The organism is Thiothrix sp. UBA5583, from assembly GCA_002425225.1.
In the GTDB taxonomy this organism is placed as follows: domain Bacteria; phylum Pseudomonadota; class Gammaproteobacteria; order Thiotrichales; family Thiotrichaceae; genus Thiothrix; species Thiothrix moscowensis.
On the sequence record DILV01000023.1, the window covers coordinates 129,819 to 156,803 of the forward strand.

Annotated in this window: 22 protein-coding genes; 20 read left to right on the forward strand and 2 right to left on the reverse strand. The window is 52.2% G+C overall.

The window, feature by feature from the left end; all coding sequences use genetic code 11:
* From B2U47_RS08160 to B2U47_RS08175, 4 genes are all read left to right on the forward strand, one after another.
* On the forward strand, positions 1-918 hold the full coding sequence (locus B2U47_RS08160) for a LysR family transcriptional regulator (protein WP_296677220.1): 918 nt from the start codon (positions 1-3) through the stop codon (positions 916-918).
* A gap of 43 nt (positions 919-961) precedes the next feature.
* Positions 962-1,768, forward strand: a complete 807-nt coding sequence (locus B2U47_RS08165) for a CbbQ/NirQ/NorQ/GpvN family protein (RefSeq protein ID WP_296677283.1) — start codon at positions 962-964, stop codon at positions 1,766-1,768.
* 123 nt (positions 1,769-1,891) lie between these two features.
* Positions 1,892-2,455, forward strand: a complete 564-nt coding sequence (locus B2U47_RS08170; RefSeq protein ID WP_296677224.1) for an L-threonylcarbamoyladenylate synthase — start codon at positions 1,892-1,894, stop codon at positions 2,453-2,455.
* Positions 2,421-2,942, forward strand: a complete 522-nt coding sequence (locus B2U47_RS08175) for a hypothetical protein (protein ID WP_296677228.1) — start codon at positions 2,421-2,423, stop codon at positions 2,940-2,942. Before B2U47_RS08170 ends, B2U47_RS08175 begins: the two co-directional genes overlap by 35 nt.
* Positions 2,943-2,990: 48 nt before the next feature.
* On the opposite strand, the gene B2U47_RS08180 is transcribed toward B2U47_RS08175, so the two are convergent.
* Positions 2,991-3,374 carry a hypothetical protein gene (locus B2U47_RS08180; RefSeq protein ID WP_296677231.1) on the reverse strand — a complete coding sequence of 128 codons (384 nt, stop codon included), beginning with the start codon at positions 3,372-3,374 and terminating at the stop codon, positions 2,991-2,993.
* Positions 3,375-3,609: 235 nt separating this feature from the next.
* Here B2U47_RS08180 and B2U47_RS08185 point away from each other — a divergent pair, with 235 nt between their 5' ends.
* From B2U47_RS08185 to B2U47_RS08245, 13 genes are all read left to right on the forward strand, one after another.
* Positions 3,610-6,249: a cation-translocating P-type ATPase gene (locus B2U47_RS08185; RefSeq protein WP_296677234.1), complete on the forward strand. Its 2,640-nt coding sequence runs from the start codon at positions 3,610-3,612 to the stop codon at positions 6,247-6,249.
* Positions 6,250-6,397: 148 nt separating this feature from the next.
* A complete protein-coding gene (locus B2U47_RS08190; protein WP_296677236.1) occupies positions 6,398-7,816 on the forward strand; it encodes a form I ribulose bisphosphate carboxylase large subunit in 1,419 nt (472 codons plus the stop codon).
* Between the two features lie 18 nt (positions 7,817-7,834).
* Positions 7,835-8,164, forward strand: coding sequence for a ribulose bisphosphate carboxylase small subunit (locus B2U47_RS08195; RefSeq protein ID WP_296677239.1), 330 nt, complete (start codon positions 7,835-7,837; stop codon positions 8,162-8,164).
* A gap of 22 nt (positions 8,165-8,186) precedes the next feature.
* Positions 8,187-10,583, forward strand: a complete 2,397-nt coding sequence (locus tag B2U47_RS08200) for a CsoS2 family carboxysome shell protein (RefSeq protein WP_296677241.1) — start codon at positions 8,187-8,189, stop codon at positions 10,581-10,583.
* A gap of 9 nt (positions 10,584-10,592) precedes the next feature.
* Complete coding sequence (locus tag B2U47_RS08205; RefSeq protein WP_296677244.1) at positions 10,593-12,152, forward strand: carboxysome shell carbonic anhydrase; 1,560 nt, start codon at positions 10,593-10,595, stop codon at positions 12,150-12,152.
* Entirely contained in the window at positions 12,149-12,400 is a 252-nt protein-coding gene (locus B2U47_RS08210; protein WP_093066212.1) for a carboxysome peptide A, read from the forward strand. The genes B2U47_RS08205 and B2U47_RS08210 overlap by 4 nt, the downstream gene beginning before the upstream one ends.
* Positions 12,401-12,410: 10 nt before the next feature.
* Positions 12,411-12,656, forward strand: a complete 246-nt coding sequence (locus tag B2U47_RS08215) for a carboxysome peptide B (protein ID WP_093066214.1) — start codon at positions 12,411-12,413, stop codon at positions 12,654-12,656.
* A gap of 49 nt (positions 12,657-12,705) precedes the next feature.
* Positions 12,706-13,023 (forward strand): BMC domain-containing protein, encoded by a 318-nt coding sequence (locus tag B2U47_RS08220; RefSeq protein ID WP_210229965.1) that lies wholly within the window; start codon positions 12,706-12,708, stop codon positions 13,021-13,023.
* Positions 13,024-13,064: 41 nt separating this feature from the next.
* Complete coding sequence (locus B2U47_RS08225) at positions 13,065-13,352, forward strand: BMC domain-containing protein (protein WP_296677260.1); 288 nt, start codon at positions 13,065-13,067, stop codon at positions 13,350-13,352.
* 138 nt (positions 13,353-13,490) lie between these two features.
* Positions 13,491-13,751, forward strand: a complete 261-nt coding sequence (locus B2U47_RS08230) for a 4a-hydroxytetrahydrobiopterin dehydratase (protein WP_296677262.1) — start codon at positions 13,491-13,493, stop codon at positions 13,749-13,751.
* A 26-nt stretch (positions 13,752-13,777) separates the two neighbouring features.
* Complete coding sequence (locus B2U47_RS08235; protein WP_296677264.1) at positions 13,778-14,002, forward strand: hypothetical protein; 225 nt, start codon at positions 13,778-13,780, stop codon at positions 14,000-14,002.
* A 16-nt stretch (positions 14,003-14,018) separates the two neighbouring features.
* Positions 14,019-14,486, forward strand: a complete 468-nt coding sequence (locus B2U47_RS08240; protein ID WP_296677267.1) for an SgcJ/EcaC family oxidoreductase — start codon at positions 14,019-14,021, stop codon at positions 14,484-14,486.
* A gap of 19 nt (positions 14,487-14,505) precedes the next feature.
* Positions 14,506-16,839 carry a nitric oxide reductase activation protein NorD gene (locus B2U47_RS08245; RefSeq protein WP_296677269.1) on the forward strand — a complete coding sequence of 778 codons (2,334 nt, stop codon included), beginning with the start codon at positions 14,506-14,508 and terminating at the stop codon, positions 16,837-16,839.
* A gap of 16 nt (positions 16,840-16,855) precedes the next feature.
* Here the strand turns inward: B2U47_RS08245 and B2U47_RS08250 are convergent, their stop codons facing one another.
* On the reverse strand, positions 16,856-18,004 hold the full coding sequence (locus B2U47_RS08250) for a hypothetical protein (protein ID WP_296677272.1): 1,149 nt from the start codon (positions 18,002-18,004) through the stop codon (positions 16,856-16,858).
* A 191-nt stretch (positions 18,005-18,195) separates the two neighbouring features.
* Between B2U47_RS08250 and B2U47_RS08255 the strand changes: the two genes are divergently transcribed.
* From B2U47_RS08255 to B2U47_RS08265, 3 genes are read left to right on the forward strand one after another with little or no spacing between them, the layout of a single operon-like run.
* The gene (locus B2U47_RS08255; RefSeq protein ID WP_296677274.1) at positions 18,196-19,662 is read left to right on the forward strand and encodes a complex I subunit 4 family protein; all 1,467 of its coding nucleotides are present in this window, start codon (positions 18,196-18,198) and stop codon (positions 19,660-19,662) included.
* Entirely contained in the window at positions 19,659-22,907 is a 3,249-nt protein-coding gene (locus tag B2U47_RS08260; protein WP_296677277.1) for a DUF2309 domain-containing protein, read from the forward strand. Before B2U47_RS08255 ends, B2U47_RS08260 begins: the two co-directional genes overlap by 4 nt.
* A complete protein-coding gene (locus tag B2U47_RS08265; protein ID WP_296677279.1) occupies positions 22,900-26,919 on the forward strand; it encodes a HEAT repeat domain-containing protein in 4,020 nt (1,339 codons plus the stop codon). The genes B2U47_RS08260 and B2U47_RS08265 overlap by 8 nt, the downstream gene beginning before the upstream one ends.
* Positions 26,920-26,985: the final 66 nt, after the last annotated feature.

Here is a 26,985-nt window from a genome sequence, read left to right on the forward strand (position 1 = left end):
ATGCCTTATTCGCTGAGTCAGTTACGGGTGTTTGAAGCGGTGGCACGCCACGGCAATTACACCCGTGCGGCTGAGCAGTTGAACATGACCCAGCCTGCTGTTTCCATGCAGATACAGCAATTTGAAGAAGCAGTTGGCATCCCGTTATTGGAGCGCAAGAATAAACGCAGCGTCCCTACTGCTGCGGGTGCGGAAATCCTGCAATACACCAGTCAGGTATTACAAGCCTACAACGATTTACGTGCCGTGATTGACCGCCAAAAAGGCAGCGCACATAAACGCCTAACCCTGTCAGTCACCAGCAGTGCCAGCTATTTGGTGTCGCAAGTGTTACAGGCATTTTCCCAAACACGACCGGATCTTGAGGTCAGTCTGGATGTTTGTGACCACAAAACGCTGTTGGCGCAATTTGAGAATCACGAGCCAGATTTCGCCATCATGGGCGAACCACCCCGCAGTCGAGGCTTGCACTCGGAACGCTTGCTGGAAAATCCCCTGGTGGTCATTGCTTCCGCACAACACCCGTTTGCACACCAAGCACAACTGAGTATGGATACGGTACTGGCGCAACGTTTCGTGATCCGCGAACAGGGTTCAGGAACCCGTGCCAACATTGAACGCCATCTACGCGCACATGGCAAAAGCCATAGCCAAACCCTCGAAATGCGCAGCCACGAAAACGTCAAACACGCCGTCGCGGCGGGGCTAGGGCTGGGGATTGTCTCGCTGCATACAATTCAGCCAGAAATTGACAGCGGACGCTTGGTGGTGCTGGATGTGGAGCATTTCCCCATCAAGTTGCATTGGTACATTGTGATGCGCAAGGGTAAACAACTGTCCCCCTTAGCCAATGCGTTCAAACAATTTGTCATGGCAGAAGCGGCACGGTTTATCCACTGGCAAGAACCGCTGCCATGACGCACCTGCCGAACTGATTTTGCATTTTTTAGGAACAGGAATGATGAACGACCTAACTGAACAATACACCGTCAAACGTGAGCCATTTTACCGCACTGTCGCCAATGAGGTGGAATTGTTTGATGCTGCTTACAGTGCGCGGATGCCGGTCATGCTTAAAGGGCCAACCGGCTGTGGCAAATCGCGCTTTGTCGAATACGTAGCATACCGGCTGCGTCGACCTCTGATTACCGTGGCGTGTAACGAAGACATGACCGCTTCCGATCTCGTCGGGCGTTTCCTGTTGGACAAAGACGGCACAAAATGGCAAGACGGTCCGCTAACAATGGCAGCACGGATGGGCGCAATCTGCTATCTGGACGAAGTGGTCGAAGCCCGCCAGGATACCACCGTGGTTATCCACCCACTCACTGACCACCGCCGCCAGTTGCCACTGGATAAAAAAGGTGAAATGGTCGAAGCCCACCCCGATTTCCAGTTGGTGATTTCCTACAACCCCGGCTATCAAAGCCTGATGAAGGATTTGAAACAATCCACCAAACAACGTTTTGCCGCACTGGATTTTGACTACCCAGAAGCCGCCATCGAAACCGACATCGTGGCGCGTGAAACCGGCGTGGATACCAAAACGGCAGAAAAACTGGTACAAATCGCCCACCGGGCGCGTAACCTCAAAGGACACGGTTTGGATGAAGGTATTTCCACCCGTCTGTTGGTCTACGCTGCGCAATTGATCGTGAAAGGGGTAAACCCGCTGGCAGCGTGTTCCATGACGTTGGTACGCCCGCTGACCGATGACCCGGATATGCGCGACACACTGGATGCCGCAGTCAATACTTTCTTTGGTTGAAAAATAACCTTCAAGCAAAAAGGTTTCCTACAAAAACACTAACGTGCTCCGCAAAATACGGCATTCAGTGGCGGATTCTACCCCTGAGTGCTGTTAAGTGTATTGGTTAGGAGAAAGGCAGTGATGACTGTTGTTGGTGATGATGTTGCTGCTGCTTGTCAAGCAGTACAACAGGGCAAGGTGATTGCTTACCCCACAGAGGCGGTATTTGGTCTGGGGTGTAACCCCGCCCATCTCGAAGCCGTGCAGCGTATTCTGACACTGAAACAACGCCCTGCACACAAAGGGCTGATTCTGATTGCCGCTGATTTGCAACAGCTTGAACCGTGGTTATTGCCGTTAGCCCCGGAGTTGCTGGAACAGGTCTTACCTACCTGGCCGGGAGCCGTCACTTGGCTTTTGCCAGTGCGCCCTGACGTTTCCCCACTGATTCGTGGCGAACACGATACCTTGGCGGTGCGGGTCACGGCACATCCTGTTTGTCGGGCGTTGTGCCAACGTTTGGGACATCCGTTGATTTCCACCAGTGCCAATTTGAACGGGCAAGAACCCGCGCGTAGTGTGACCGAAGTCGTGCAGCAGTTTGACCAGCAACTCGGTTTTATTCTGGACGCGCCCTTGGGTGGTCAAGCACAACCAACCCAGATTCGTGATGGGCGTACTGGGCAGGTTATTCGCCCTAGCTGAAAAGAAGGTCAATTACTTACCGAAAAATATTCATTATTCATTTATTAACAAGGAAACTACCCTCATGAAACCCGTATTTACCATGACAGGACTGTTACTGGCTGTATCATTGATGACCGTTGGCTGTGGGCCTGCTGAACAGGCTGCGGAAGACACCAAAAAGGCAGCGGAAAAAGCAGCCCAAACAGCTATTGAGAATACCCACAAGGCTGTGGAAAAAACCACCCAGACAACCTTTGAAGATGCAAAAAAGGCAGCGGAACAAGCAGCCAACGCAACCCTTGAAGAAGCCAGAAAAGCGGCTGAAGATGCCAAACAAGTGGCAGAAAAAGCGGCTCAGATAAGCATTGAAGAGGCCAAAAAATCGACGCAAACAGCCGTTGATGACGCGAGAAAATCCCTTGGCAATGCCATTCTTGGCGTTGACAGTGGCAAGCAAGCAGACGGGACTCCCCCTAGCAAAACAGAAAAGGAGGGCAACAATTAACTAGGCATATCAACTGGCTAGGTGTGCCACCAAATAATCGGTTATTTTTTATCCACCACAATCATGCTGTGGCTCACTATCCAGCTCGTGCACCTGCCCGTCACGCAATTCCACCTTGGCACAACTGCCCACGGCTAAATCACCTTCAGTTTGGTCAAATTGCGTGACGGCATTCACCGTGAAGCTACGCCCACCAATCTGCCATTTGCCATGAAGTGTACCCACTGGGCGACTTTCTACCACCCCGTAAAACTCGACACGTTCCCGACCATCATCTTTGCCTGATGAATGGCGGTCATCTTGTTGATGACCCCCACGCCAACCATCCACATGCTTGTCATCATTACCGTGTTTGGCATTTGCCAACCCTGACAACAACAACGATGACAATACCAAGGTGCTTGCCCAAGCAAGCAAATGCAGGATCTTCATGCACACTTCCTCCTCTTCAGCTTTGATGGTTCTGCTTAGAACGCCTTGAGTGTGTGCTTGGCAGGAGGTGAATTCAAGTAATAAGTGGTGATTCCGTCTGCCGTTTAATCAATGTGTCACGGTATCACTGAAGACACACGTCATGCCTACTAAACCTTGCGAGAGTCTGGTTTTATCCATGCTATTAACAGGTAGCGACTACTATCATGCTATCAGCCCATTCGGAGAAAACTGCATGTCTGAACCCCGTGTTGTGCTGCCTTGGCATACCCAGGCTATTGCGGCAGCACTGGCAACCCTGCAAACGGATGCGCAGCAGGGTTTGACCACAGAATCTGTCGCCACCCGTCTGAGACAATACGGCGCAAACCGGTTGCTGGAGGCAAAGCCGCGTTCTGTCTGGCTGAAGTTTCTGGATCAGTTCAAAAACCTGCTAGTGATCGTGCTGCTGATCGCTGCTGCATTGGCATGGCTGATTGGTGATTTGAAAGATGCGGTAGTAATTCTGATCGTGGTGCTGTTAAACGCCTCCCTCGGTTTTTATCAGGAACACCGTGCTGAACAAACCCTTGCCGCCTTGAAACAAATGCTGGCAGCGCAAGCGCGAGTCAGGCGCAACGGGCAGCTTGTCGATGTGGATGCCACCAGCCTAGTACCCGGCGACATTGTGCTGCTGGAAGCGGGCAACCGGATTCCAGCCGACGGACGCTTGCTGGCAGCCCATGCGCTGGAAGTAGAGGAAGCCGCACTCACGGGTGAATCACACCCAGTCGGCAAGTCGACAGATGCATTGACAGGCATGGACTTGCCGCTTGCCGAACGTACCAACGTGCTGTACATGAATACGGTCGTCACCCGTGGACGGGCAGAATTGCTGGTGACAGCCACAGGCATGGCAACCGAAATGGGTAAACTGGCAGGCATGATTGCCAGCAGCGAGGAAACGGCCACGCCCCTGCAACGCCAATTGGATACCCTAGGCAAGAAATTGGCGGCGATTGCCGGGGCGGTCGTGCTGGTCATTTTTACACTGGATTACCTGCGAGGTCTGGATCTGGTGCAATCCGCCATGACAGCGGTAGCCCTAGCAGTGGCGGCGATTCCCGAAGGTTTGCCAGCGGTAGTCACCGTCACCTTGGCTATCGGCATGTGGCGCATGGCACAGCACCGCGCCATCCTCAAAAAACTCGCCGCAGTAGAAACGCTTGGCTCGACCAATGTCATTTGTTCTGATAAAACCGGCACGCTGACCCTCAACCAGATGACGGCACGGGCGGGTTGGTTTGCTGGGCAACGTTTCAGCGTCAGCGGCGAAGGCTACCAGCCGCACGGGGAAATCAAGGGTATTGCCGGTGGGCAAGCCGCTTTGCACCCCTTGTTGCTGCCGATGGCATTGTGCAATGAATCACGGGTGCGTGACGGGGTACTGATCGGCGACCCTACCGAAGGCGCACTATGGGTATTGGCGCAAAAAGGTGGGCTAGACCCGGAACAGTGCCAACAAGCACAACCCCGGATTGCCGAAATCCCCTTCGATTCCACCTATAAATTCATGGCAACCTTCCACCATGCCGGTGATGTTGTGCAAATGTATATCAAAGGTGCGCCGGATGTGTTGCTGGCACGTTCCATAGCAGATGCCGCCATTTGCCAGCACATCGAGGCTGAAAACAGCTATCTGGCGCAACAGGCATTGCGGGTGTTGGCAGTGGCACAGCGTACCATTCCCGTTGCACAGTTCGACCCAGCGGGGGATTTGATGGTGTGGGCGCAGGATTGGGCATTCATCGGGTTGGTAGGTCTGATGGATCCGCCACGCCCAGAAGCCCAGCAAGCCATCGCTGCCTGCCAACACGCCGGGATTCAGGTCAAAATGATTACCGGTGATCATCCCTTAACCGCATCTGCCATCGGGCAGGAGCTAGGGCTGAACGGGCGGTCAATCAGTGGGGCGGAACTGGATCAACTGGATGATGCCACATTAGCCGCAAACATTGATGACATCAGCATGTTTGCGCGAGTTTCCCCCGAACACAAGGTCAGGCTGGTCAATACGTTGCGCAGTCGTGGTTATGTCACTGCGATGACGGGGGACGGGGTGAATGATGCGCCCGCCCTGAAAGCGGCTGACATCGGCGTGGCAATGGGGATTACCGGGACGGCTGTCACCAGAGAAGCTGCGACACTGGTCTTGACCGATGATAATTTCGCCACCATTGTCAAGGCAGTGAAAGAGGGGCGAGTCATTTATGACAATATCATCAAGTTTGTGCGTTTCCAGCTTTCCACCAATATTGGTGCCATTCTGACCGTTTTGGTAGCCACGTTATTGAGTATGCCCTCACCGTTTACCGCCATTCAGTTATTGTGGGTCAACATCATCATGGACGGACCACCCGCCATGACACTGGGGGTTGAACCGGCACGACCGGGTATCATGCGTGACCCGCCGCGTTCACAAACCGCGCAGATACTCACGTTGCCACGGCTAGGGCGCTTGTTATTGTACGGCATCACCATGATGGTCGGTACACTGTTCCTGTTTGACTATGCGTTAGCGAACCATTCACAGCAATATGCGCTGACACTGGCGTTCACCACGTTTGTTATGTTCCAGTTGTTTAATGCCTTCAATGCGCGGGCAGAACACAGTAGCGTGTTCAACCGTAACTTTTTCAGGAATGGTAAATTCTGGCTGGCATTAGCTGGGGTACTGGTTCTGCAAGCGTTAGCCGTTCACTGGACACCCGCGCAAGCCATTTTCGCCACCACCGATTTGCACTGGCAAGACTGGGTAATGGCAGTATTGACGGCAGCCAGCGTGCTGGTGCTGGATGAGGCACGCAAAGCCATTCGTACCATTTACGCGGGTTAATACTGGCTATAAACATTAACCATTATTTATTAATACAATTTTTACAATTAACTGTAGTTCATAATTCGCCTTACTTATAGTTGCCGCATCTGGCACACACCACAGCCAGAGCAAGATTCCCTAGAGCAACTTCTGCAAGGAGAAGATGATGGCAAAGAAATACGAAGCCGGGGTGAAGGAATACCGGCAAACCTATTGGCAGCCTGATTATATTCCGTTGGATACGGATATTCTGGCGTGCTTCAAAATCACCCCGCAAGCGGGTGTTGACCGTGAAGAAGCGGCTGCGGCGGTAGCGGCGGAATCTTCTACCGGTACCTGGACAACCGTGTGGACAGACTTGCTGACCGACATGGACTACTACCGTGGTCGTGCGTACATGATTGAAGATGTACCGGGCGACGACACCTGTTTCTATGCTTTCATCGCCTACCCGATTGACCTGTTTGAAGAAGGCTCTGTCGTCAACGTCTTCACCTCATTGGTGGGTAACGTGTTCGGCTTTAAAGCCATCCGCGCTCTGCGTCTGGAAGACGTGCGCTTCCCGATTGCTTACGTCAAAACCTGTAACGGCCCACCACACGGTATCCAGGTTGAACGTGACAAGATGAACAAGTACGGTCGCCCGATGCTGGGTTGTACCATCAAGCCTAAGCTGGGCTTGTCGGCGAAGAACTACGGTCGTGCGGTTTATGAATGCTTGCGCGGTGGTTTGGACTTCACCAAAGATGACGAAAACATCAACTCACAACCGTTCATGCGCTGGCGTGACCGCTTCCTGTTTGTGCAAGACGCGATTGAAACCGCCGAAGCACAAACCGGCGAACGCAAAGGTCACTACCTGAACGTGACAGCCCCTTCCCCAGAAGAAATGTACGAGCGTGCGGAATTTGCCAAAGAAATCGGCACACCGATCATCATGCACGACTTCCTGACTGGCGGTTTCACTGCCAACACTGGTCTGGCGCGTTGGTGCCGCAAGAACGGCATGTTGCTGCACATCCACCGCGCAATGCACGCGGTACTCGACCGTAACCCGCACCACGGTATCCACTTCCGCGTCCTGACCAAGGCACTGCGTTTGTCCGGTGGCGACCACCTGCATACCGGTACGGTTGTAGGCAAGCTGGAAGGCGACCGCGCTTCCACACTGGGCTGGATTGACCTGTTACGCGAATCCTACGTACCAGAAGACCGTTCACGCGGCATCTTCTTCGACCAAGACTGGGGTTCAATGCCGGGTGCATTCGCAGTTGCTTCCGGTGGTATCCACGTTTGGCACATGCCTGCACTGGTGAACATCTTCGGTGATGAGTCTGTTCTGCAATTCGGTGGCGGTACATTGGGTCACCCATGGGGCAACGCGGCAGGTGCAGCGGCTAACCGTGTCGCCTTGGAAGCGTGCGTTGAAGCGCGTAACCGTGGGGTGGAACTGGAGCGTAACGGTAAGGAAATCCTCACCAAAGCGGCACAATCCAGCCCTGAACTCAAGATTGCCATGGAAACATGGAAAGAAATCAAGTTCGAGTTCGACACCGTTGACAAACTTGATGTTCAGAACCGCTAATCACAGGAGTTGCAAACCATGGCTGATTTTCAGGATTACAAACAAACCGTCAAGTACGAAACCTTTTCTTACTTGCCTGCGCTGACGGCAGACCAAACCCGCCAGCAAATTCAATACATTGTGTCACAGGGCTGGAACCCGGCGATTGAACACGTCGAGCCTTCCCGTTCACACCAGTATTACTGGTTCATGTGGAAACTGCCGATGTTCGGTGAACAAAACGTTGATCGTATCCTGTCAGAACTCGAAGCGTGCCGCCGGGAATACCCTAACCACCACGTGCGTCTGATCGGTTACGACAACTACACCCAAAGCCAAGGCACATCCTTTGTTGTGTATCGCGGCTAATCACTGACAGGGAGGAGGCACCATGCCTGCACAAACTGCAAACAGCGCGGAAAAAGCCCGCGAAGCAGCCGCCGCACGTCGGCGAGCTGCTGCCCAGCGCAGTGCCGGTCAGTCACGCCCGGTAGCTGCTGTTAAAGCAGCCCCTGTGGCATCCGCCCAACCTGAACCTGTACAAGCTGCCCCTGCGGCAGCTTATGCAGCCCCGTCTACTCCTGTTGCTGTCAGTAATGCCAGTGCGAATAAAGCGCGGGAAGCGGCTGAACGCCGCCGTATCGCTGCCCAACGCAGTGGTGCACAAGCCCGGCAGCGTTCACGTCCGGCTGTAGCCCCCGCACCTGCGGTTGCCGCTTACCCCGTCAGCACTGCTTTGGATGACAATCTGGGCAGCCTGTTTGGCAGTGAGCCGGTGACAGAAGAAACGATGGATGCACTATGCGAACTGGTTGAAGCTGACCCGAACGCTTTGGGTGTGAGTGGCAACAGTGTCCGTGCCATTTGCCGAAACCGTCGCCAACAACTGGCAGCGCAAGGCAAAGCCGCCGCACCACGTCGCCCCGGCAGCCGTCCTAACGGTCGTAACCCACGCTTGGGTGTCGTCCCGCAAGGGCGCGATGCAGCTCGCCAGCACCGTGTACAAGCGGCTCGCGGGCAACGTCCTGATGCACCAGCAGCACCACGCCCCACCGGGCGGATGCGTCCGCAGCGTGTTCCCCCCAAAGTTGAGGTTGACGAGACCCTGTTGGGAAACGCAGTGACCGGTACTCAGGTTAGCCGTATTACCGCTAATACGGTGACTGGGGGCGAAGCCGGTACATGCCGCACGGTGACAGGAACGGAATACTTGGGTACTGACCATTTCGATACCATTTGCGGGACACGTCCCGAACCGAATCCGCCGAAAGTCGGGTTAACGGTGACAGGTGGCGGTCTGGCAGTTTCCGGTACCGAAGTCGGTCGCTCCAGCAAAGTGACGGGTGATGAAAATGGCAGTTGCCGGGCAGTGACAGGTACAGAATACCTAGGGCTGGAGCAGTTCTCGGCTTTTTGTGAAAACAAAGGCTTAACGACTCGCGCCCCCAAGGTAGTGGCTGGTACAACGGCACGCAAAAAGCTAACCGTAACAGGGGTTGATGAAGCCCGCCTGCAACCTGTCACTGGCAATGAGCCGGGCGCAGGACGCAGCATTACGGGTTCGCAATACGCCGATGCCGGTGCGTCACGTCTGACCATCAATGGCCCGCAGAAAGTTGCCCTGACTCACACCATCGCGGGTCGTGAAGTGACCGGCACCGAAGTGGGACGTTCGGTCAAGGTAACGGGTGATGAATACGGCAGTTGCCGCCCGGTAACGGGGACGGAATACGTGTCCAGTGAGCAATTCCAATCCATTTGCAATACGCAAGCACCTGTGCGTTCTGCCAAAGTGGGTGAGGATAACAGCCAGAAAGGGCAGCGTATTACCGGCAATCTCGTCAATCGTACTGAAAAAGTCACAGGAAACGAGGCAACCGCAGTGGGTAAAGTCACCGGTTCACAGTATGGCGACAGCCAAGTGGCAAAGCGTGCGCCACCGAAAGCGTATCCGATGCAAACCCTTGCGGGGCGCAGTCTGACAGGCAATCGGGTTGACCATAGCCCAAAGCTTACCGGTGATGATCGTGGCGGCTGCTTGCCCGTCACCGGGACGGAATACTACGGCAAGGAACACTTTGCCGAGCATTGTGCAAGCGAACCGCCACACGACCATGCGCAGGGTCACGACCACCCTCATGACCATGCACACGGCGAAGGTGAACACGGCTTTTGCTGTGACGAGTGCGCGGCTGACCATTTCGCGAAAGTGAAAGTGGCGCAGGCGCGGCGCATGTTGCCACCGCCGCCGGTGATGTGCCACGGCTGTGCTGACAGTGCGGTAGCGGAAATGAAACAGGCAGATCAACAAGCGGCAGCCGGTTTCAGCATCCAGTCACCGGCACGGGCAGCATTGGGGCGTGTCACGGGCAGTGCTTACGACGGCGCAGGGCGCATTACCGGCCCTGGCAATCGTGGCAACCAGACCGTTTCCGGCACACCGGAATTCCGTTACCAGCCGCCAGCAGCCGCCACGGTTGCCAGCGAACCGGTCGCGGCAAGTGCCGAACCAACAGCCTCACGAGTAACGGGTGACGGGCGTGACAACCTGCGCATCACCGGTGATGACTGGGGTCGCAGCCAACGCATGACAGGTACAGAAGGGAAATGGGCGCAAAACCGTAACCCGACCTTACGGGGGATGCAGCAGGCGATGGCAATGGTGAATGCCCACGCCAACAAGTCATTGGAACGCCCCGAAGCTCCCCCTGTCGCGAAAGTGACCGGTAGCAGCGGCAACAGTGGCAAGGGTGCAGTCATCACCGTTTCCGGTGGAGCAAGAGGTTAGGAGGCATAGATGAACAGCCGTCAAGCCCAGCAAGCCTTGCGTATGGCAAGCCGCACTCAAGGCAAACCACAAACGTTACGCAAGGCAACACGCCAAGCAACTCCGATTGCCTTGGCGGTGGAGCCGGGAACACGGTTAACACCTGTCGCAAACGGGGCAGCGGTGAGTTCTCACCGCCACCCCTTGGCTAACCAATATGCCAATGCCCGTTTGGCGCATTGTGAAGAAAGTGTCAAAGGGCGTTTTGATGCCATTACCCCGGCACTGCAAGCCATCGCTGGTTTGCATCTAGGGGAAGGTTTCAGCGCACAGGCACAAGCGATTGCCCAAGCCCAATTGGGCTACCGCTTGCCGGAACGCATCCTCAACGATGCGTGGGTCAGTGGCGTGGACATGAAAGCCCTGTATGCGTATTGCACGTTTCAGGCTTTGAAGCTGGCAACCGAACAGTTTGCCAACGATTTACGCCAACAGGTGGAAGCGGTGCAGGATACCCGCAACTTCTTCCTCGACTGTGGCTTTCACGCGGTGGACATCAGCCCCTGTGCTGATGGTCGCCTCAAAGGTTTGATGCGTTACATTTTGCGTCTGCCTTTGACTTCGTTTACCCGGCGCAAGGCGTATGCCGGGGCTTTATTCGACGTAGAAACGGACGTGCGTCACTGGATGGCAACCGAGTTACGCCGTTTCCGCGAAGGTGTGCCAACCACCGTGGATGCAGGGACACGTTACCTGAAAATCGCGGTGTACCACACCAGTAGCAGTTCCCCCTGCCATGAGGGATGTGCTGCCCACGGGAGTAACGACCATCAAGCTGTGGCAGCGGCACTGGATCGCCTAAACCAGTTCCGCCAGGCCATTGAGAATTCGTTCTGCTGTGGTGCCAGCACGGATATTTTGTTGATCGGGGTAGATACCGACACCGATGCCATCCGGGTACATATTCCCGACGGCGAAGGTGAGCTTTCCCCACAACGCTTTGTGGATAACAAGGTGCTGTTCCATGCCACGCTGGGTTTGTCAGCAGATCAGGCAAGGTTGGCAGTACACGAGGCGGTCGAAGCCGCGATTAACCAGCATGGCTGGGGAACCGGCAAAGGTTCGCCTCACGACGGGATGCGACGGCTGGTGACTAACCTGCTGATCAACAACCTGTCACAGATGGATTACGTGATGGATTTGCACAACGGGCAATACGCCGACATCGGTCACGCCGAACGCTACATCAGCGTCGGGGATGGCTTCGAGGAAGTGCAAATCCGCAACGTGGCGTATTACGCCCATCTGCACACGCTGGAAGAAGGCGTGGCAGACATGGATGTCGGCATCAAGATTTTCAAAGGCTTGAACGTGAAACACGGTCTGCCTGTGCCGGTAGCGATTCACTACCGTTACGATGCCCGCGTACCGGGGTCACGCGAACGCACAGTGGCGAAAGCCCAGCAGGTTGCCGCAGCCATCCGCAGCCGTTACGCGGCATTGGTGGAACAAGGTTTGTTGCTGTGCCATTTGTCAGTGCAGGACACACCGACAGGTAGCCCAGTCGAAGTCGTGGAGGATGTGGCATGAAGATCATGCGCGTAGAAAAAACGCTGGTATCCACCAACCGCCTTGCCGAACTGGGGCATAAGGGTTTGTTGGTGGTACAGGAAAAAGTCGGCGGAGCGCGGCAAGTGGCAGTGGATGCCATCGGTTGCGTCCCCGGTGACTGGGTGATTTGTGTGGGTTCCTCTGCCGCTCGCGAAGCCGCAGGCAGTAAGGAATACCCTTCCGACCTCACCATCGTCGGCATTATCGACCGATGGAATGGCGAGTAAGGAGCAGCAAATGGAAATCATGCGGGTACAGTCTGATTTGGTCGCCACCCAGCGTGTACCTGGCTTGAAGGCTATGTCCTTGCGGGTTTTGGTGGACAGCAAGGGCGCTAAGAATGTGGCTTGCGATCCGGTGGGCGCACCGCCCGGAGCGTGGGTTTTCACCATCAGCGGATCAGCGGCGCGTTACGCGCTCAAAGACCCGAAGGTGCTAACGGATTTGACCATCGGCGGCATCATCGACCATTGGGAAGAATGACCGACGTTGTGTTGATTAATGACTGATTTTATTACGAGAGGATACTCAAATGGCTGAAGTAACTGGTATTGCATTAGGCATGATTGAAACACGCGGTCTGGTACCGGCTATCGAAGCCGCTGATGCCATGACCAAAGCGGCAGAAGTACGTCTGATTGGTCGCCAGTTCGTTGGTGGCGGTTACGTGACTGTACTGGTACGCGGTGAAACAGGTGCGGTTAACGCTGCTGTGCGTGCCGGTGCTGACGCCTGTGAGCGGGTTGGCGACGGTCTGGTGGCTGCCCACATTATTGCGCGTGTTCACTCTGAAGTGGAAGGCATCCTGCCTAAAGCAGGCGAAACCCCTGACAACGCTGTTATCGGCTAAGTCACTAGATTGATCGTTAATCGTTTTTAAGGAGAATAAACATGGCACAAGTAACTGGTGTTGCTTTAGGTATGATTGAAACACGCGGTCTGGTTCCGGCTATCGAAGCAGCCGATGCGATGACCAAAGCCGCTGAAGTGAAGCTGATCGGTCGTCAATTCGTTGGCGGCGGTTATGTGACGGTTTTGGTTCGCGGCGAAACGGGCGCGGTTAACGCAGCCGTGCGTGCCGGTGCTGACGCTTGTGAGCGCGTGGGTGACGGTTTGGTAGCGGCGCACATCATTGCCCGTGTTCACTCCGAAGTCGAAACCATTCTGCCTAAGGCGTAGTAAAACCTGACCCCTCACCCCAACCCCTCTCCCTCAAGGGGAGAGGGGCTAAGAAAATAACCTCTCTTGCTCCCCCTCTCCCCTTGAGGGAGAGGGGGCTGGGGGGTGAGGGGTATCCTAAATCAAAGGAGCACTATCATGACCGCAACCCAACCCAGCAGCGCATGGAATGTCCAGCAACGCCCAGCGGCAATGACTCGCCGTTATGAATTTGCCTCCTACGCTGAAACACGCACGTTTTTGGATCAACTCGCCGCGCTTTCCGAACGCACGGGTTTGCATCCGAATCTGAATTTCGCCCGCAATCATGTGAGCGTGAGCATCAATGCGGAAGGTGACGCCTTAACGGATGCGGATCACGCCTACGCAGCCGAAGCTGACGCTTTAGCCCAACAATAATTTGGTTTAACCACGAGGTTTGACAGATGCCATCAGCAAAATCGAGCAAACCCAAAGCCGTGAAAGCTACCCCGGCTGACGTGCCTGAAGCACCCGAAGCCGCAGTAGTACAAGAAGAGACCGTTCCAGCCGTTGCTGATATACCGCAACCGCCGCAAGCACCCACAACGCCACCAGCCACGCCAGCAGCAGCCGACGACCTGAACCAACCGGGTTTCCCGTTGCACCCTGAGCGTATCTGGCCTGATTAACCTGCGAGAAGACACCATGACTTCCAGAGTAACCACTTCTGCCTCGATGCAGTCACGCGCCCCGCGCAGTGCCGTCACCGGTGCGTATGTCGGCAATACCACCCCGCCCCCCGTGGATGTGGATGCCCTGTTCAAACGCTGGGATGCTGCCTTGCACACCCGCAGTGTCGATGCGGTGGTTGCCTGTTACAGCCATGATGCGGTATTGCTGCCTACGGTTGCCGATGAGCCACACGTTGGGCACAACTCTATTGCGGAATACTTCAAGCATTTCCTCGCCGGTGCGCCACGCGGCACTGTCACCGAGCGCCATGTGCAAGTCGGCTGGGATATGGCGGTGGATATGGGTACGTATTCCTTCGTGTTCGCAGACGGGCGCAAAGTGACCGCACGTTATACCTTTGTGTACCGTCCGCGTGCCGGAGAGTGGCTGATTACCCATCACCATTCTTCCGTCCTGCCAGAACAATTCTGTAAGGTGTAAGGTAACAAGGAGCACTTCGATGGCGTTACAACTCAGCGATTATCAGGACATTATTGATGATTTGGGTGATACCACCAAAGAAGTGCTGGAAGCCAACTGGCAGGAAGCCGCACGGGTGTTTTCCCCGCGTGGGCTGGATACTTATTTGCGCGGTGCTGCTGGGCTGAAATCGCTGGGGCGTGGCACGGATTTGGTCGAATCCTTTCTGGAAGCTGCACCACTGGTGGCGAAAGAAGTCGGTGAGCAAGCCGTTGCAGAATTACTGTCAGAATCCATCAAAATGTTCTCCAAAACCAGTGCCAGTGTCTTGGTGCTGCTGTTTTCCACCGCACCCACCGCAGCAGCGCGGATGGGCGAACTCGAACTGTTCAAAGGCTACCTGAGCCTGTTGAACCATCTGCTGGCACAAGCACCGCGTGCGTTGCGCCCCATGCTGGAAAAGCTCGATGTGTTGCTGGCACACCTGACGCTGGGCGGCTTGCGCCGCTGGGCAATGTGGGGGATTTCCGCTTACCGCAACGATTTCAACGGGCAGGCGGAATATTTCGGGCTGCAAAACGACGCGGCCATGAACGTGCTGAAGAAAGAACAGCGCGGGGTATTGTTCGTCGATGTGCAACGCCGCCTGATTATGTATTTACGCGCCTTGTGGGGACGTGATTTTTTCCTGCGCCCGACTTCCGGCGACTTTGAAACCCGCGAAGGCTACCGCCCGTATATCGAAGCCAGCTTTATCCACCTGCCGGATGCGTTTGACGATTTCACCCTGCCCAATGGCGAAAAAGCCAAGGGCATGGATGTGTACCGCGCTGCCGCTGCCCATACTGCCGCGCATATCGTGTATTCCCGTTATTATGACGATGCCCAAGGTTTGACCCCGCTGCAACAAGCAATGGTTGGGGTAGTGGAAGACGCACGGGTGGAAACACTGGCGGTGAAGGACTTTCCCGGCTTGCTGACCTTGTGGAAAAACCTGTTACCGGCGGATTCGCAAGACAACAGTGCCGCCAGTGTGTTGGGGCGCATGGCGCGTGGCTTGCTGGACAACGATTACCGCGATGATCACCCGCTGGTGGAAGCAGCCACTGCTTTGTTTGCGCAACACAGCCAGCGTTTACACGACCAAACCTTGGCGTTGGACATTGGCTTGCAACTGGCGGAACAAGCAAAAGCCTTGGATTTCAAATACAACCCGCGTCAGGATCAGCCCACCAACCCCTACCGTGACGATAACCGCTACCTGTGGCAATCCCCCGACGACCCTGAAAATACCGTGCTGTTACCGGGGCAAACCCAGCAGGTGCGCAAATACGTCAGCGTCATGGAAATGGTCATGGGGCTGGACGTGGAATACGCAGGCGATGACGCGCAAGAAATTTGGGTGTTGGAAACCGAATTTTTCCATGACGACGGCACGACCCTCAATGAAAAAGAGGGCAAAGAGCCGGTGGCATCGCCCGTGCATTACCCCGAATGGGATTACCAAACCCAACTGGAACGCCCCAACTGGGTAACAGTGCTGGAGAAACGCCCCAAGCGCGGTGATACCGACCTAATTGACCAGGCAGTGGAAAAAAACAAGCCGATTATCCAGCGTCTGAAACGCCTGATCGAAGCCGCGCAACCGCAAGGTGTGATCCGCCAGCGCAATCTGGAGGATGGTGACACCATCGACTTGAATGCTGCGGTGCAAGCGATGATCGACATCCGCCTGGGGCGACAACCCAACCCACGCATCAATATCCGTACCCGTTTGCAAATCCGTGATCTTTCGGTGCTACTGCTGATTGATTTGTCAGAATCGACCAATGATCAGGCACGTGGCGCGACGGAAGGAGTAAAAGTCATCGACCTGGCCCGTGAAGCCGCTGCCCTGCTGGCGGAAGCCCTGCACAGGATCGGCGACCCATTTGCCATTCATGGTTTCGACTCCAACGGGCGACATGATGTGGAGTATTACCGCTTCAAGGACTTCGATGCACCCTACAACGACACGGTAAAGGGGCGACTGGCGGCAATGGGCGGAAAACTTTCCACCCGTATGGGCGCGGCCTTACGCCATGCAGCCAACCTGTTGTCACAGCGCCCTAGCCAGAAAAAGCTGATCCTGTTGTTGACCGACGGCGAACCGGCTGACAATGACGTGCGCGACCCGCAATACCTGCGCCATGACACCAAACGCGCGGTGGAAGAGTTGGCACGCAACGGTATCCGCACCTTTTGCATGACGCTAGACCCGCAAGCCGACCAGTATGTGGAACGCATTTTCGGCGCAAAACATTATCTGGTGCTGGATAACATCACCCGCTTGCCGGAGAAATTGCCTGCCTTGTATCTGGGGCTCACCCATTGACAGACCGCCACCAGCATCAGTACGGCAGATGCAGGTAAATTTCTTCCTCGCCCTCCATCATGTGAATCGCCTCATCCAGTGGTAGCTGTTGGGGGTTTTCCGGGCTGCTGGCCTTGATCTTTTCAAACAGCGCATCCTGTTCCAACAGGTAGCGCTCCCCACTTGCCAATTGCACATAAGCTGCCCAGGGAATGAACTTGGTCAGGACAAACGTCTGCTCCGGTGAGGGCGAAATGTCGACATGTAGCCCCGCGATATACACGAGGTTGCGTCCACGATAGGCTTTGTCCTGTGAAATGCTGCGGTAAGCACGGTCAAATTCTGCCTGGGTATTGGCTTGCGCGGCGGTCAACATCGGCTCAGCGGAAGTAACAATCCACGGCATTGCGCCAATCAGGTTTTGTTCGAGCTGGCGACTACCATCCACGTCTTCGCGCAAGCTGGTGTGAAACGTGAAATATTCCGGTAACAGTGCATCCCCAATGGGTTGACGATCTCCTGCCTTGAAAAACCAGCTCATGTGTTGGCAGAAGGTTGGCGTTGCCATGAATGTGCGTGACGTGCTCTGAATCGACAGCGGAATCATTTCACCATCAAGGTTGTGTTCCACAATTTTCGCCAGATGCAACACCAGGCTGCGTTCGCGGCTGCGTGATAGGTACTGGTTATCCAGCGTCACCCGGCAATGGTCTGAGCGCATGTCGATGGTGATATTGCGGCAGGCAAATTCGTATTCACGCAAATACCAATCAATCGTGGCGTGGATTTTGCCGCAATTGCTCGAACAGCGGTGGTTGACGGACTGAATGCGCCGGTATGTACCAAAGGTATAGGCTTCAGGGTCATAACCGACGTGGCTAGCGTGCACAATCACCAAGTCTTTACCGTGATGCGCGTGCGGGCCATGACGGTCACACGCCATAATGCCGCCGACCTGCCCATGATTAAAGGGGAAAGTACCGAAATGCTTTGCCAGCAAAATGATGGGGTAGCCTTGGCTTTCGTCCGAACAAAATGCACGTGAAGGCATGATTTTGCCCGGTTCAAAGCCTAACTCAAGACACCAGTTATACAGACGCGGGACGAAACTGCTGTAACGGAACCAGTAGTCTTCCATGCGAAAATGACCGAGGCTGGCTTGCACATGCTGATGGACGTTGTACATGACGAGTTTCCAATAATAACCAGAATAATAAAGTGTCGACATTATCAAAAATAAGCCGTCAGACAAGGGGTAATGCCCAGCCCTGACTTTTGGTTTATCCTACACATTAGGTATTATTTATCCTACCCATCACGGGTCAATCATTGTATTATCGCCCGCTAATATTCCTCCTGACCTAAAGCGTGGACTGCATGGATCCGCTCATCCTTTTGTTGCTATTGCCTGCTGTAGGGGCAGGGATTGTGGCTTTGTTGCCCGATCAACGCCCACACTTGATCCGTCATACGGCGATTGGTGTCGCAGTCGTGACCCTGCTGTATGCCTTCAGTCTGCTTGCCAGTTTTTCATTTGATAATCCGCAAATACAGCTTTATACCCACCAAGTTTGGAATGAACGGCTGGGTACGTCATTTGCGGTAGGGGTCGACGGTCTTTCGTTTCCATTGATTTTGCTGACCACGGTGCTGGTGCTGATGGCGTTATTGGCCTCGCACATGATCAACCACCATGTCAAAGGCTATTACCTGTTGATGTTGCTGTTGGAAGCCGCCACGATGGGGGTATTCATGGCGCAGGATTGGGGCTTGTTCTACGTCTTTTGGGAACTGGTGCTGATTCCGCTGTTTTTCCTGATTGATCGTTGGGGTGGAAAAAATCGTCAGACGGCTGCCTTGAATTTTGTGTTGTATACGATGGGTGGCTCGGTCTTTATGTTGCTGGCGTTGTTGGTGCTGTTTGATGCCACGCCAGCACACAGTTTCAGCTTTGCAGCAATGGCAGAGGGTGCAAAGCAATTATCCGCCAATGAACAAGTGCTAATTTTCCTCGGATTATTGATCGGTTTTGGGGTGAAAATGCCCATTTTCCCCTTGCACGGCTGGCTACCGTTGGCGCACGTGGAAGCCCCTAGTCCGGTGAGTATTTTGCTATCGGGCATTTTGCTGAAAATGGGTTCGTATGGATTATTGCGGGCGGTGGGCATTCTGCCGGACGCAGCCACTTTTATGCAAACGACTCTGTTTGTGATTGGGGCAATCGGTTTGTTGTATGGCGGCTTGTTGGCTTGGCGGCAAAGCGACATGAAAAAAATGATTGCCTATTCGTCGGTCAGCCACATGGGAGTGGTGATGATCGGCATTGCCAGCCTGAATGTTCATGGCATTACCGGCGCAGTTTACCAAATGGTGGCGCATGGCTTGGCGGCTGGGGCAATGTTCATGCTGATTGGTTTGCTGTATGAGCGCACCCACACCCGCGATATTAACGATTATGGCTCATTGATTAAGATTACGCCGCGCTTTGCCTTCCTGATTATCATGGCATTTGTTGGCGGGGTCGGGTTGCCGAGTACTGCCGGGTTTGTGGCTGAATTGCATGTGCTGATTGGCGGTTTCCAGACGTGGGGTTGGGCAATTGTGCTGTTGTCGCTGGGGGTGTTGATTACGGCGGCTTACAGCATTCGTACGGTGAAACACCTGTATACCGGTCCGGTGCGGCTGGATATGCAACAGGTGGAAGACCTGCGCCCCTTGGAAATGGTGGCTGCGGGCAGCCTGATTGTCGGCACAGTTTTGCTGGGCTTGTACCCTGCACCGTTGCTGGCAATGATGCAGGTATCGGTGCAATACTTTGTGACAGCGGGAGCATTGATGCCGTGAGTGTTGCCGGAAACTCACCTCAGCATTCCCACGACTTCCACCACCTGCTGGAGCATCTGGAACACATTTTGCCGAGTCAGGCACCGCTGCGCGACTTTGTACACCACAATACCTTGCACGGTTTACAACACCTGCCCTTCCCACAAGCCCTTGACACTGCACATGAAATAACGGGCGCTTACGGTTATTGGCCAACGGAAAAATTCCGTGAGCAATTCCGGTGTGGGCGCATTGACGCCAGCGATTTGCAGGCGGTGCTGGCGGCGGATGCGAGCCTTGCCAGTGAAGCGCTGGTCTTCACCCACAGCATCGGCGAGGTGTGCCAAGGCGATATTTACCGAACTGCTTTGGCTTGCCCCATCAAACCCATTGCCCCCAGCCAGTTTGTGTGGGAGGTGGAAGAAAACAAGGTTCTGGAGCGCGATGGCGAACGTTGGGCAGCGTGTTTGGCAGCATTACAACTCGATCATCACGTATTGCACTCTGAAGACTTGCTAAACTTTACCCCGCAACGCGCAGCGCGGTTGTTTGCCGCACAACTTGAAGATCAGGCGGAAGACATCGGCGCACAGGTGACGCACGAGGCGCATGAGGTGTTGTTGCAACTTATCCTGCACGTGGGTGAAAACATCACGTTACGCGGTTTGTTACAGGCGGTGACAGGTGAAGACATCCTGCACGATATGCGTCCATTGCTGGTGCGGCAAGTTGCTGCTTGGCTGGATCAAGGCATGTCAGCATGGCATAACGGCACGGTGGGCAATGGTTTTTTCACGGCGTGGCGCACTGCCAGCCACCACGATTTATTACCGGCGCTGGACGATTTACCCGACTGGCAGGAACACCTGGATTCCCTGCCCGACAATGCCACTGATGCAATTGTCGCGGAATTGCAGCGCATCGGCATTCCGCAAGAGTACTGGGATGGCTATCTGGAACGCTTGGCACTGGAGCTACCCGGTTGGTCAGGGATGTTCCTGTGGCGGCATTTTCACCCCGATTATGTCAAAACAGCGGCTAACCACGCCGATATGCTCGATTACCTTGCGGTGCGTTTGAGCATGGAACACCTGTTTGCGCGGCGTTTGTGCCGCCGTATCTGGTTGATGGAAGCCAGTCTGGACGATATTCGCGGGCGTTTCCGCCGCCACCCGGCAGAGTTTCTGGTGCGCTATTACACCTTTAACCGCCCGTTGCCGGAATACCTGCTCACCCCGGCACAGCAACTGATGTACCACCGTCGCCCCAAGGTGTACGACGAACAACCTTGGGAATTGCTGGCACACCAAATCTGGACATGGGCGCAGGTTAGTGCGGGAAGTGACGGGTTCTCCGCTTACAATCACGGCTGGCGTTTGTTCCGCCTGATGCAGCAGTTGCAGGTGGATGCAAGCAGTATCCGCAGCCTCACCCCCACGCAAATCCAGACGATTTTCACCTGTCTGGAAACGCTGGATGACGAACACAGCGGTTTCTTGTGGTTGCAGGCGTATGAACGCCATTACCGCGAACAAATTTTCAATGCACTGCTCAACAACCACGGGCGCGGCATGTGGGAACAGCGTGAGCAACGTCCACAAGCGCAGGTAGTGTTTTGCATGGATGAGCGCGAGGAAGGGATCCGTCGCCATCTGGAAGAACTGAACCCGCAGATTGAAACCCTTGGCGCGGCGGCATTTTTCAACCTGCCAATGAACTGGCAAGGGCTGGACGACAACAGCGTCACCAAACTCTGCCCTGTGCCAGTCACGCCCGTGCACTTGGTGCGGGAAATCCCCGCCGATGAAGCTGCCGCGTTACACCATGCTCACGCACAACGTACCCATTGGCGTAAACGGCTGTTTGCCGGTGTGAATCACATCACCCGCCACCACCTCTTACTCGGAACGCTCAGCCAACTGCTCCTCGCGCCGTTTTCGCTGGCGGTATTGCTGGGTAAATCGTACCTGCCATTGGGATTTGGGCAATGGGTAAAAAAACTGAGCCGCAAGGTGGATATGCCGATTCCAACCAAGTTGGAATTTATTGCCCTGCAAGCGGATGCCGAACGCTCCAGCCAGCACAATCAGATGGGCTTTACTGATGCGGAACAGGCAGAAAAAGTCGGTGGTTTCCTGCGCACTGTGGGCTTGACGGATGGTTTCGCGCCACTGGTGGTGATCATGGGGCATGGCTCAACCAGCCAGAATAATCCCCATGCTGCCGCTTACGAATGCGGGGCGTGCAGCGGTCGCCATAGCGGTCCGAATGCACGGGTCTTCGCGGCAATGGCAAACCGCCCGGAAATCCGTGAGCTGTTGGCTCAGCAAGGCATCTGCATTCCGGTGGACACATGGTTTGTGGGGGCAGAACACGACACCTGCGACGAACAGATTCCTTGGTATGACACCGATAAAGTGCCAACTGCTTTACGGGAGCGGCTCTCCCGTTTGCAAGCAACACTGGTTGAAGCCGCTCGCCATTCTGCGCACGAACGTTGTCGCAAACTGGCATCTGCCCCGCGCAAACCCACCTTGGAACAGGCTTCTCGGCACATTGCCGCGCGGGCATTCGATTACAGCCAAGCCCGCCCGGAACTGGGTCATGCGACCAATGCCAGTGCCTTGATTGGGCGGCGCTCCGTAACCCGTGGCAGTTTCCTCGACCGGCGTTGCTTCCTGATTTCCTATGACTGCACCCGCGACCCTGACGGCAGGATTTTGGAAAATATCCTGCTGAATGCGGGGCCAGTGGGCGCGGGGATCAACCTCGAATACTACTTTTCCACCATCAATAACGCGCATTACGGCGCAGGCACAAAAGTGACCCATAACCTCACCGGCTTATTCGGGGTCATGGAAGGCGTGTTCAGCGATTTGCGCACCGGTTTGCCACAACAGATGATCGAAATCCACGAACCCATGCGCCTGCTGGTGGTCGTGGAAGCGAAAACGGCGGTGGTTGGCGAGATTTATGCGCGGCAACCGCCCTTGCAGGAGTTGATCGGGGGCGGCTGGTTGCAGGTAGCGGTGAAAGACCCGGATGCGGCAAGCATTGATTTGTTCGTGCCGGGGACGGGGTTTGTGCGTTGGGCAGAAGCTGGGAGTGAATTACCAGTGGTGAATAAATCTGCGGAATGGTACAGCGGGGATTATGGGCATTTGTCGCCTGCGTTGGTGACGGCTAACGCCGTTTCCCCTCACCCCCTAGCCCCCTCTCCCTCAAGGGGCGAGGGGGAACAAGAAGGGAGAGTGCACATTGTTTAATCGTAAGCTTTATTTGGAGTCTGTTTTAAGTCAGTTGAGTGGTAAAGCTGGAGAGGATGCTTATGTCTCTACACTAGCGGATGTGGTGCAATTGGGCAGAGGACATAAGAAAGCTAAAGATAACAATCAGGATGTAAAACCACGTAGGGAATCAGTTGAGGTATTGACTGGTTTACGAGCAAATGCAGACAAGCATGTGTTGTTATTGGGTAAACCCGGTTCGGGAAAATCTACAGCTCTCAAACGCTTATTACGAGAAGATGCAGAAAAATGCTTACTAAATCCTGATTTAAAAATCCCGGTTTTACTGGAATTGCGACGGCTAAGTGCAAATACTTCGATTGAATCATTGTTAGCAAAAGCTCTTAGCGTGCGAGATTACCGAGTTAAGCCTGAAGATATTGCTGATTTACTAGATAAATACCCTTTCTTACTCTTGCTTGATGGTTTGAATGAGCTGCCATCCGGTTCTGGATTATATGACTGGAGGAGAGACTTTTCCGCCGTTTCCATGATATTTACTAGTCGGAAATTAGGAGCAGAATCTTATTTGGGTATAGATACACGTCTTTCCATGCTGCCACTAACAGAAGAGCAAACAAAAGACTTTATCAAAAACCGACTCGGTAATGATTTAGCATTCGGGATGCTACAATCCCTACATGGTCGAGTCAAAGAGCTTACTGATACACCATTATTGTTGGATATGTTATGTGACACATACTCAACATCAGAAAATGTAGCTCAAAATCAAGGGGAGTTATTTCGCCAGTTTACTCATGATCAGTATGAAAAACACAAGCCTAAAGACACGCTAACTCCGCGTCATAATGAGTTCTTTGATTTCCGTGATGAGGTATTGCAAGAAATTGCGTTCTATATGATGAATGCTGGCGGTGATGGAAAAGGCATTTGGTTACAGGTGAAACGTACTGATATAGAAAAGAGATTGGAAAAATATTTTAGAGACAAAGGTTTATCTGATGCGCCTAGCAAGGTAAAGCAATGGTTAGATGATGCACTCAATTTTTATTTGCTGCAACGTTCAGCAGATAAAGATGAAGTTGAATTTACCCATCAATTATTTCAAGAGTATTATGCTGCTGAATATTTGCAAAACAACTTTGATAATTTTACGGATGAAGAGTTTGGATCGCATTATTTAAATTCTCTCAAGTGGACGGAGACTATTAGTTTATTGATCAGTCTATTTCCTGATTGGAGTAGTATTGAAAGGTTGCTTCGTATTGCCCTTAGTATTGATTTAAAGCTTATGGCAACACTCTCAGGCAAGGTAAAAGATCAATATCAAACGATGGCATTTGATTTTTTGTTACATTGTTTTAATGTTGACACGCATCCCGGGACTGTTTTTTTACTTGGAAAAAATGCCACCACTCTTGCTGTTGGCAAGTTAACTGATTTGTTAAATAATCGTAATGTAAAAGTAAGAATTGCTGCAACTAACAGTTTGGTTGATATTTCCGATCCAAGTACGCTATCTTTTTTAATCCACTCATTAAAAGATGAAAGTCCAGAAGTTCGAGAGCTTGCGGTACTTGCAGTCGGCAACATTGGTGGTGATGATATATATCATTCGTTAATTGAGCTTATACATGATGATTTCCCGACTGTTCGTTCTTCAATAGCTTTAGCTCTAGGAATGCTAGATAACACTGATGTTTCAGATATTTTAATATCACTACTAAAAGATAAAAGTTCTGAGGTTAGAGAAAGTGCAGCAATTTCTTTAGGACACCTTCGATGTAAAAAGGCTGTTAAGCCCTTATTAGAGTTGTTGCATGGTGACGAGTTATCATCTATCGAATCATATCTGTCAGCACTAAAAGATATAGGTGATATTTCCATCCTGCAATCAATAATAGATTTCCTGCATGAACAAGGCAATGATGAGTTAACAGACTCTTGGCTTGAGTTACTTAAGGGGTTTGCTGATTCTTATTTGGAAGATATAAATAACTTAATTGAAATCTTTCAAAGCAAAGATCAGGATGTGCCAAACGGATTGGCAAATTTAATATCTAAGACAAAAGATTATCGGGCTGTCAATTTTTGCTTGTTGCTATCAAGTCACGAGAACACCAAAGTACGCTTCTGGTCAGTATACATTTTAAGTCAACTAGCAGATAAAAGATCAACAGAGACTCTTGTTGGCTTATTAAAAAATGAGGATTCAGAAATTCGTTTTTGGGCTGCATATGGACTAGGGGAAATTGGGGATTTGGCTGCATTAAAAAGCCTAGATGTGATTTCTAACGACAAAAATCTAGATGTCTATCAATCATATTTATTTGCCGCAGCGAAGTTAAAAAAACCTTTTATTGAAAGCAACATAATTGATGCTATTGTAAGCACAAAAAAGTCAGATGATCGTGCTCAATTGATTGACCTGCTAGGGGAATTGGGAACTGATGAAGCCATTGATTTTCTAGTCAAGCTAATTCATGGTAAATCATTAGCTGACCGTATATATGCAATGCACTCTTTAGCACAAGTAAAAAAATCAAATGTAGCTGGTCTTTTAATTGACACCCTAAAATATAAAAATATTGAAATTCAAGTTACTGCAATCAACTCATTATCAAATTTTAGAGGGTCAACAGTTACAAAAGCATTAATCGAAAAACTAAATAGTAAGAGCATAGAAGTTAGAGAAGCTTCCGTCCATGCACTATGGGAGATTCAAGATATTGATTCGATGAGTGCATTAATTGAAGCTTTAAATGATGCCAGTGATGAAGTACGAAATATAGCTATAAATGCATTAGGGGAGCTTAAACATCCTCTTGCTATTAGTGCTTTAATCAAAGAGCTTGCTCGCGAAAATAAGAGAGCAAAAGATGATTTAATTTATACCCTCGGTGCTACTAAAGAAATTGATGCTATCATTTCTCTGATTAAGTATTTTTCGGATGCTGATATAAACACTAAGGAAATCATATTGGAAGCACTTGGTGATATTGAAATTCCATGTGTGATTGATTTCATGATTTGCTCATTAAATGATTGCAATTCCAAAATATATAATACTGCGGCATTACACTTATCCACAATGACTTCTGAATATGCGTTTAAATCTTCTATTGAGGCATTAAGCACTGCCGACGAGGAAGTGGTTAAGCAAATTTTGTTTGGTTTTTCTAAGAAAATTAATTTAAAGCAGCTTGATGAAATTGGTAATAAATTACCTTTCAGGTTAAGCTATTTTGAATGTGCTGAAGAAACGCAGGGGCGTTGCGGCTATTATTCTTACGAATGGTTTGAAAAATATAAAGTCATTTCCAGGTACACACCAATCAAAGAGGTTAACATGTCAGGAGCCACTATTAACTTTAATGCTCCAATCAATCAGTATGGGAATGGCACTCTTACTGGTAATGTCACGAACAATCATTATGGAGACAAACCCCAAGCAGAGCATCACCCCTTGATTCTAACCGAAGGCAAAACAGACTGGAAACACCTTGAATTTGCTTTAAAAAAACTACAAGCACAAGGAAAATTTTCATCATTAAAAATTGAATTCAGCAAAACTGAAGAGCATATGGGATATGCACAAATGCTTCAACATTGCCAAGCATTATCTAAATCACCTCAAAATCGCCTACATATATGTATATTTGATAGAGATGAAGAAAAGGTTAATTCTGAATTCAAAGTAAAGAACAATAGTGACAAAGCATTCGCCTACTATGGGAACAATGTATTTATCACAAGAATCCCTCAACTCATTGATGTGGAAGATAAAATTTCCATTGAAAACTACTATTCAAATCATGATTTAGAACGTACAGACTCACAAGGAAGGAGACTTCCCCGCGCTGGTTTCAAAGTAATAAACAATCAAACACCAGAAGATTTAAGTAAAAATGACTTTGCTGACAATATAAGGAAAGAAACACATGAATTTAAAGATGTTGATGTAAGTAATTTCGCCAAAATCTTTGAACTCATCGAAACCATCATCGCGGAGGCAAAAAAACCAAGATGAAGCACACACTCCGTGATGGCAAAAATACTCTTATCCCCCCTCGCCCCTTGAGGGAGAGGGGGCTAG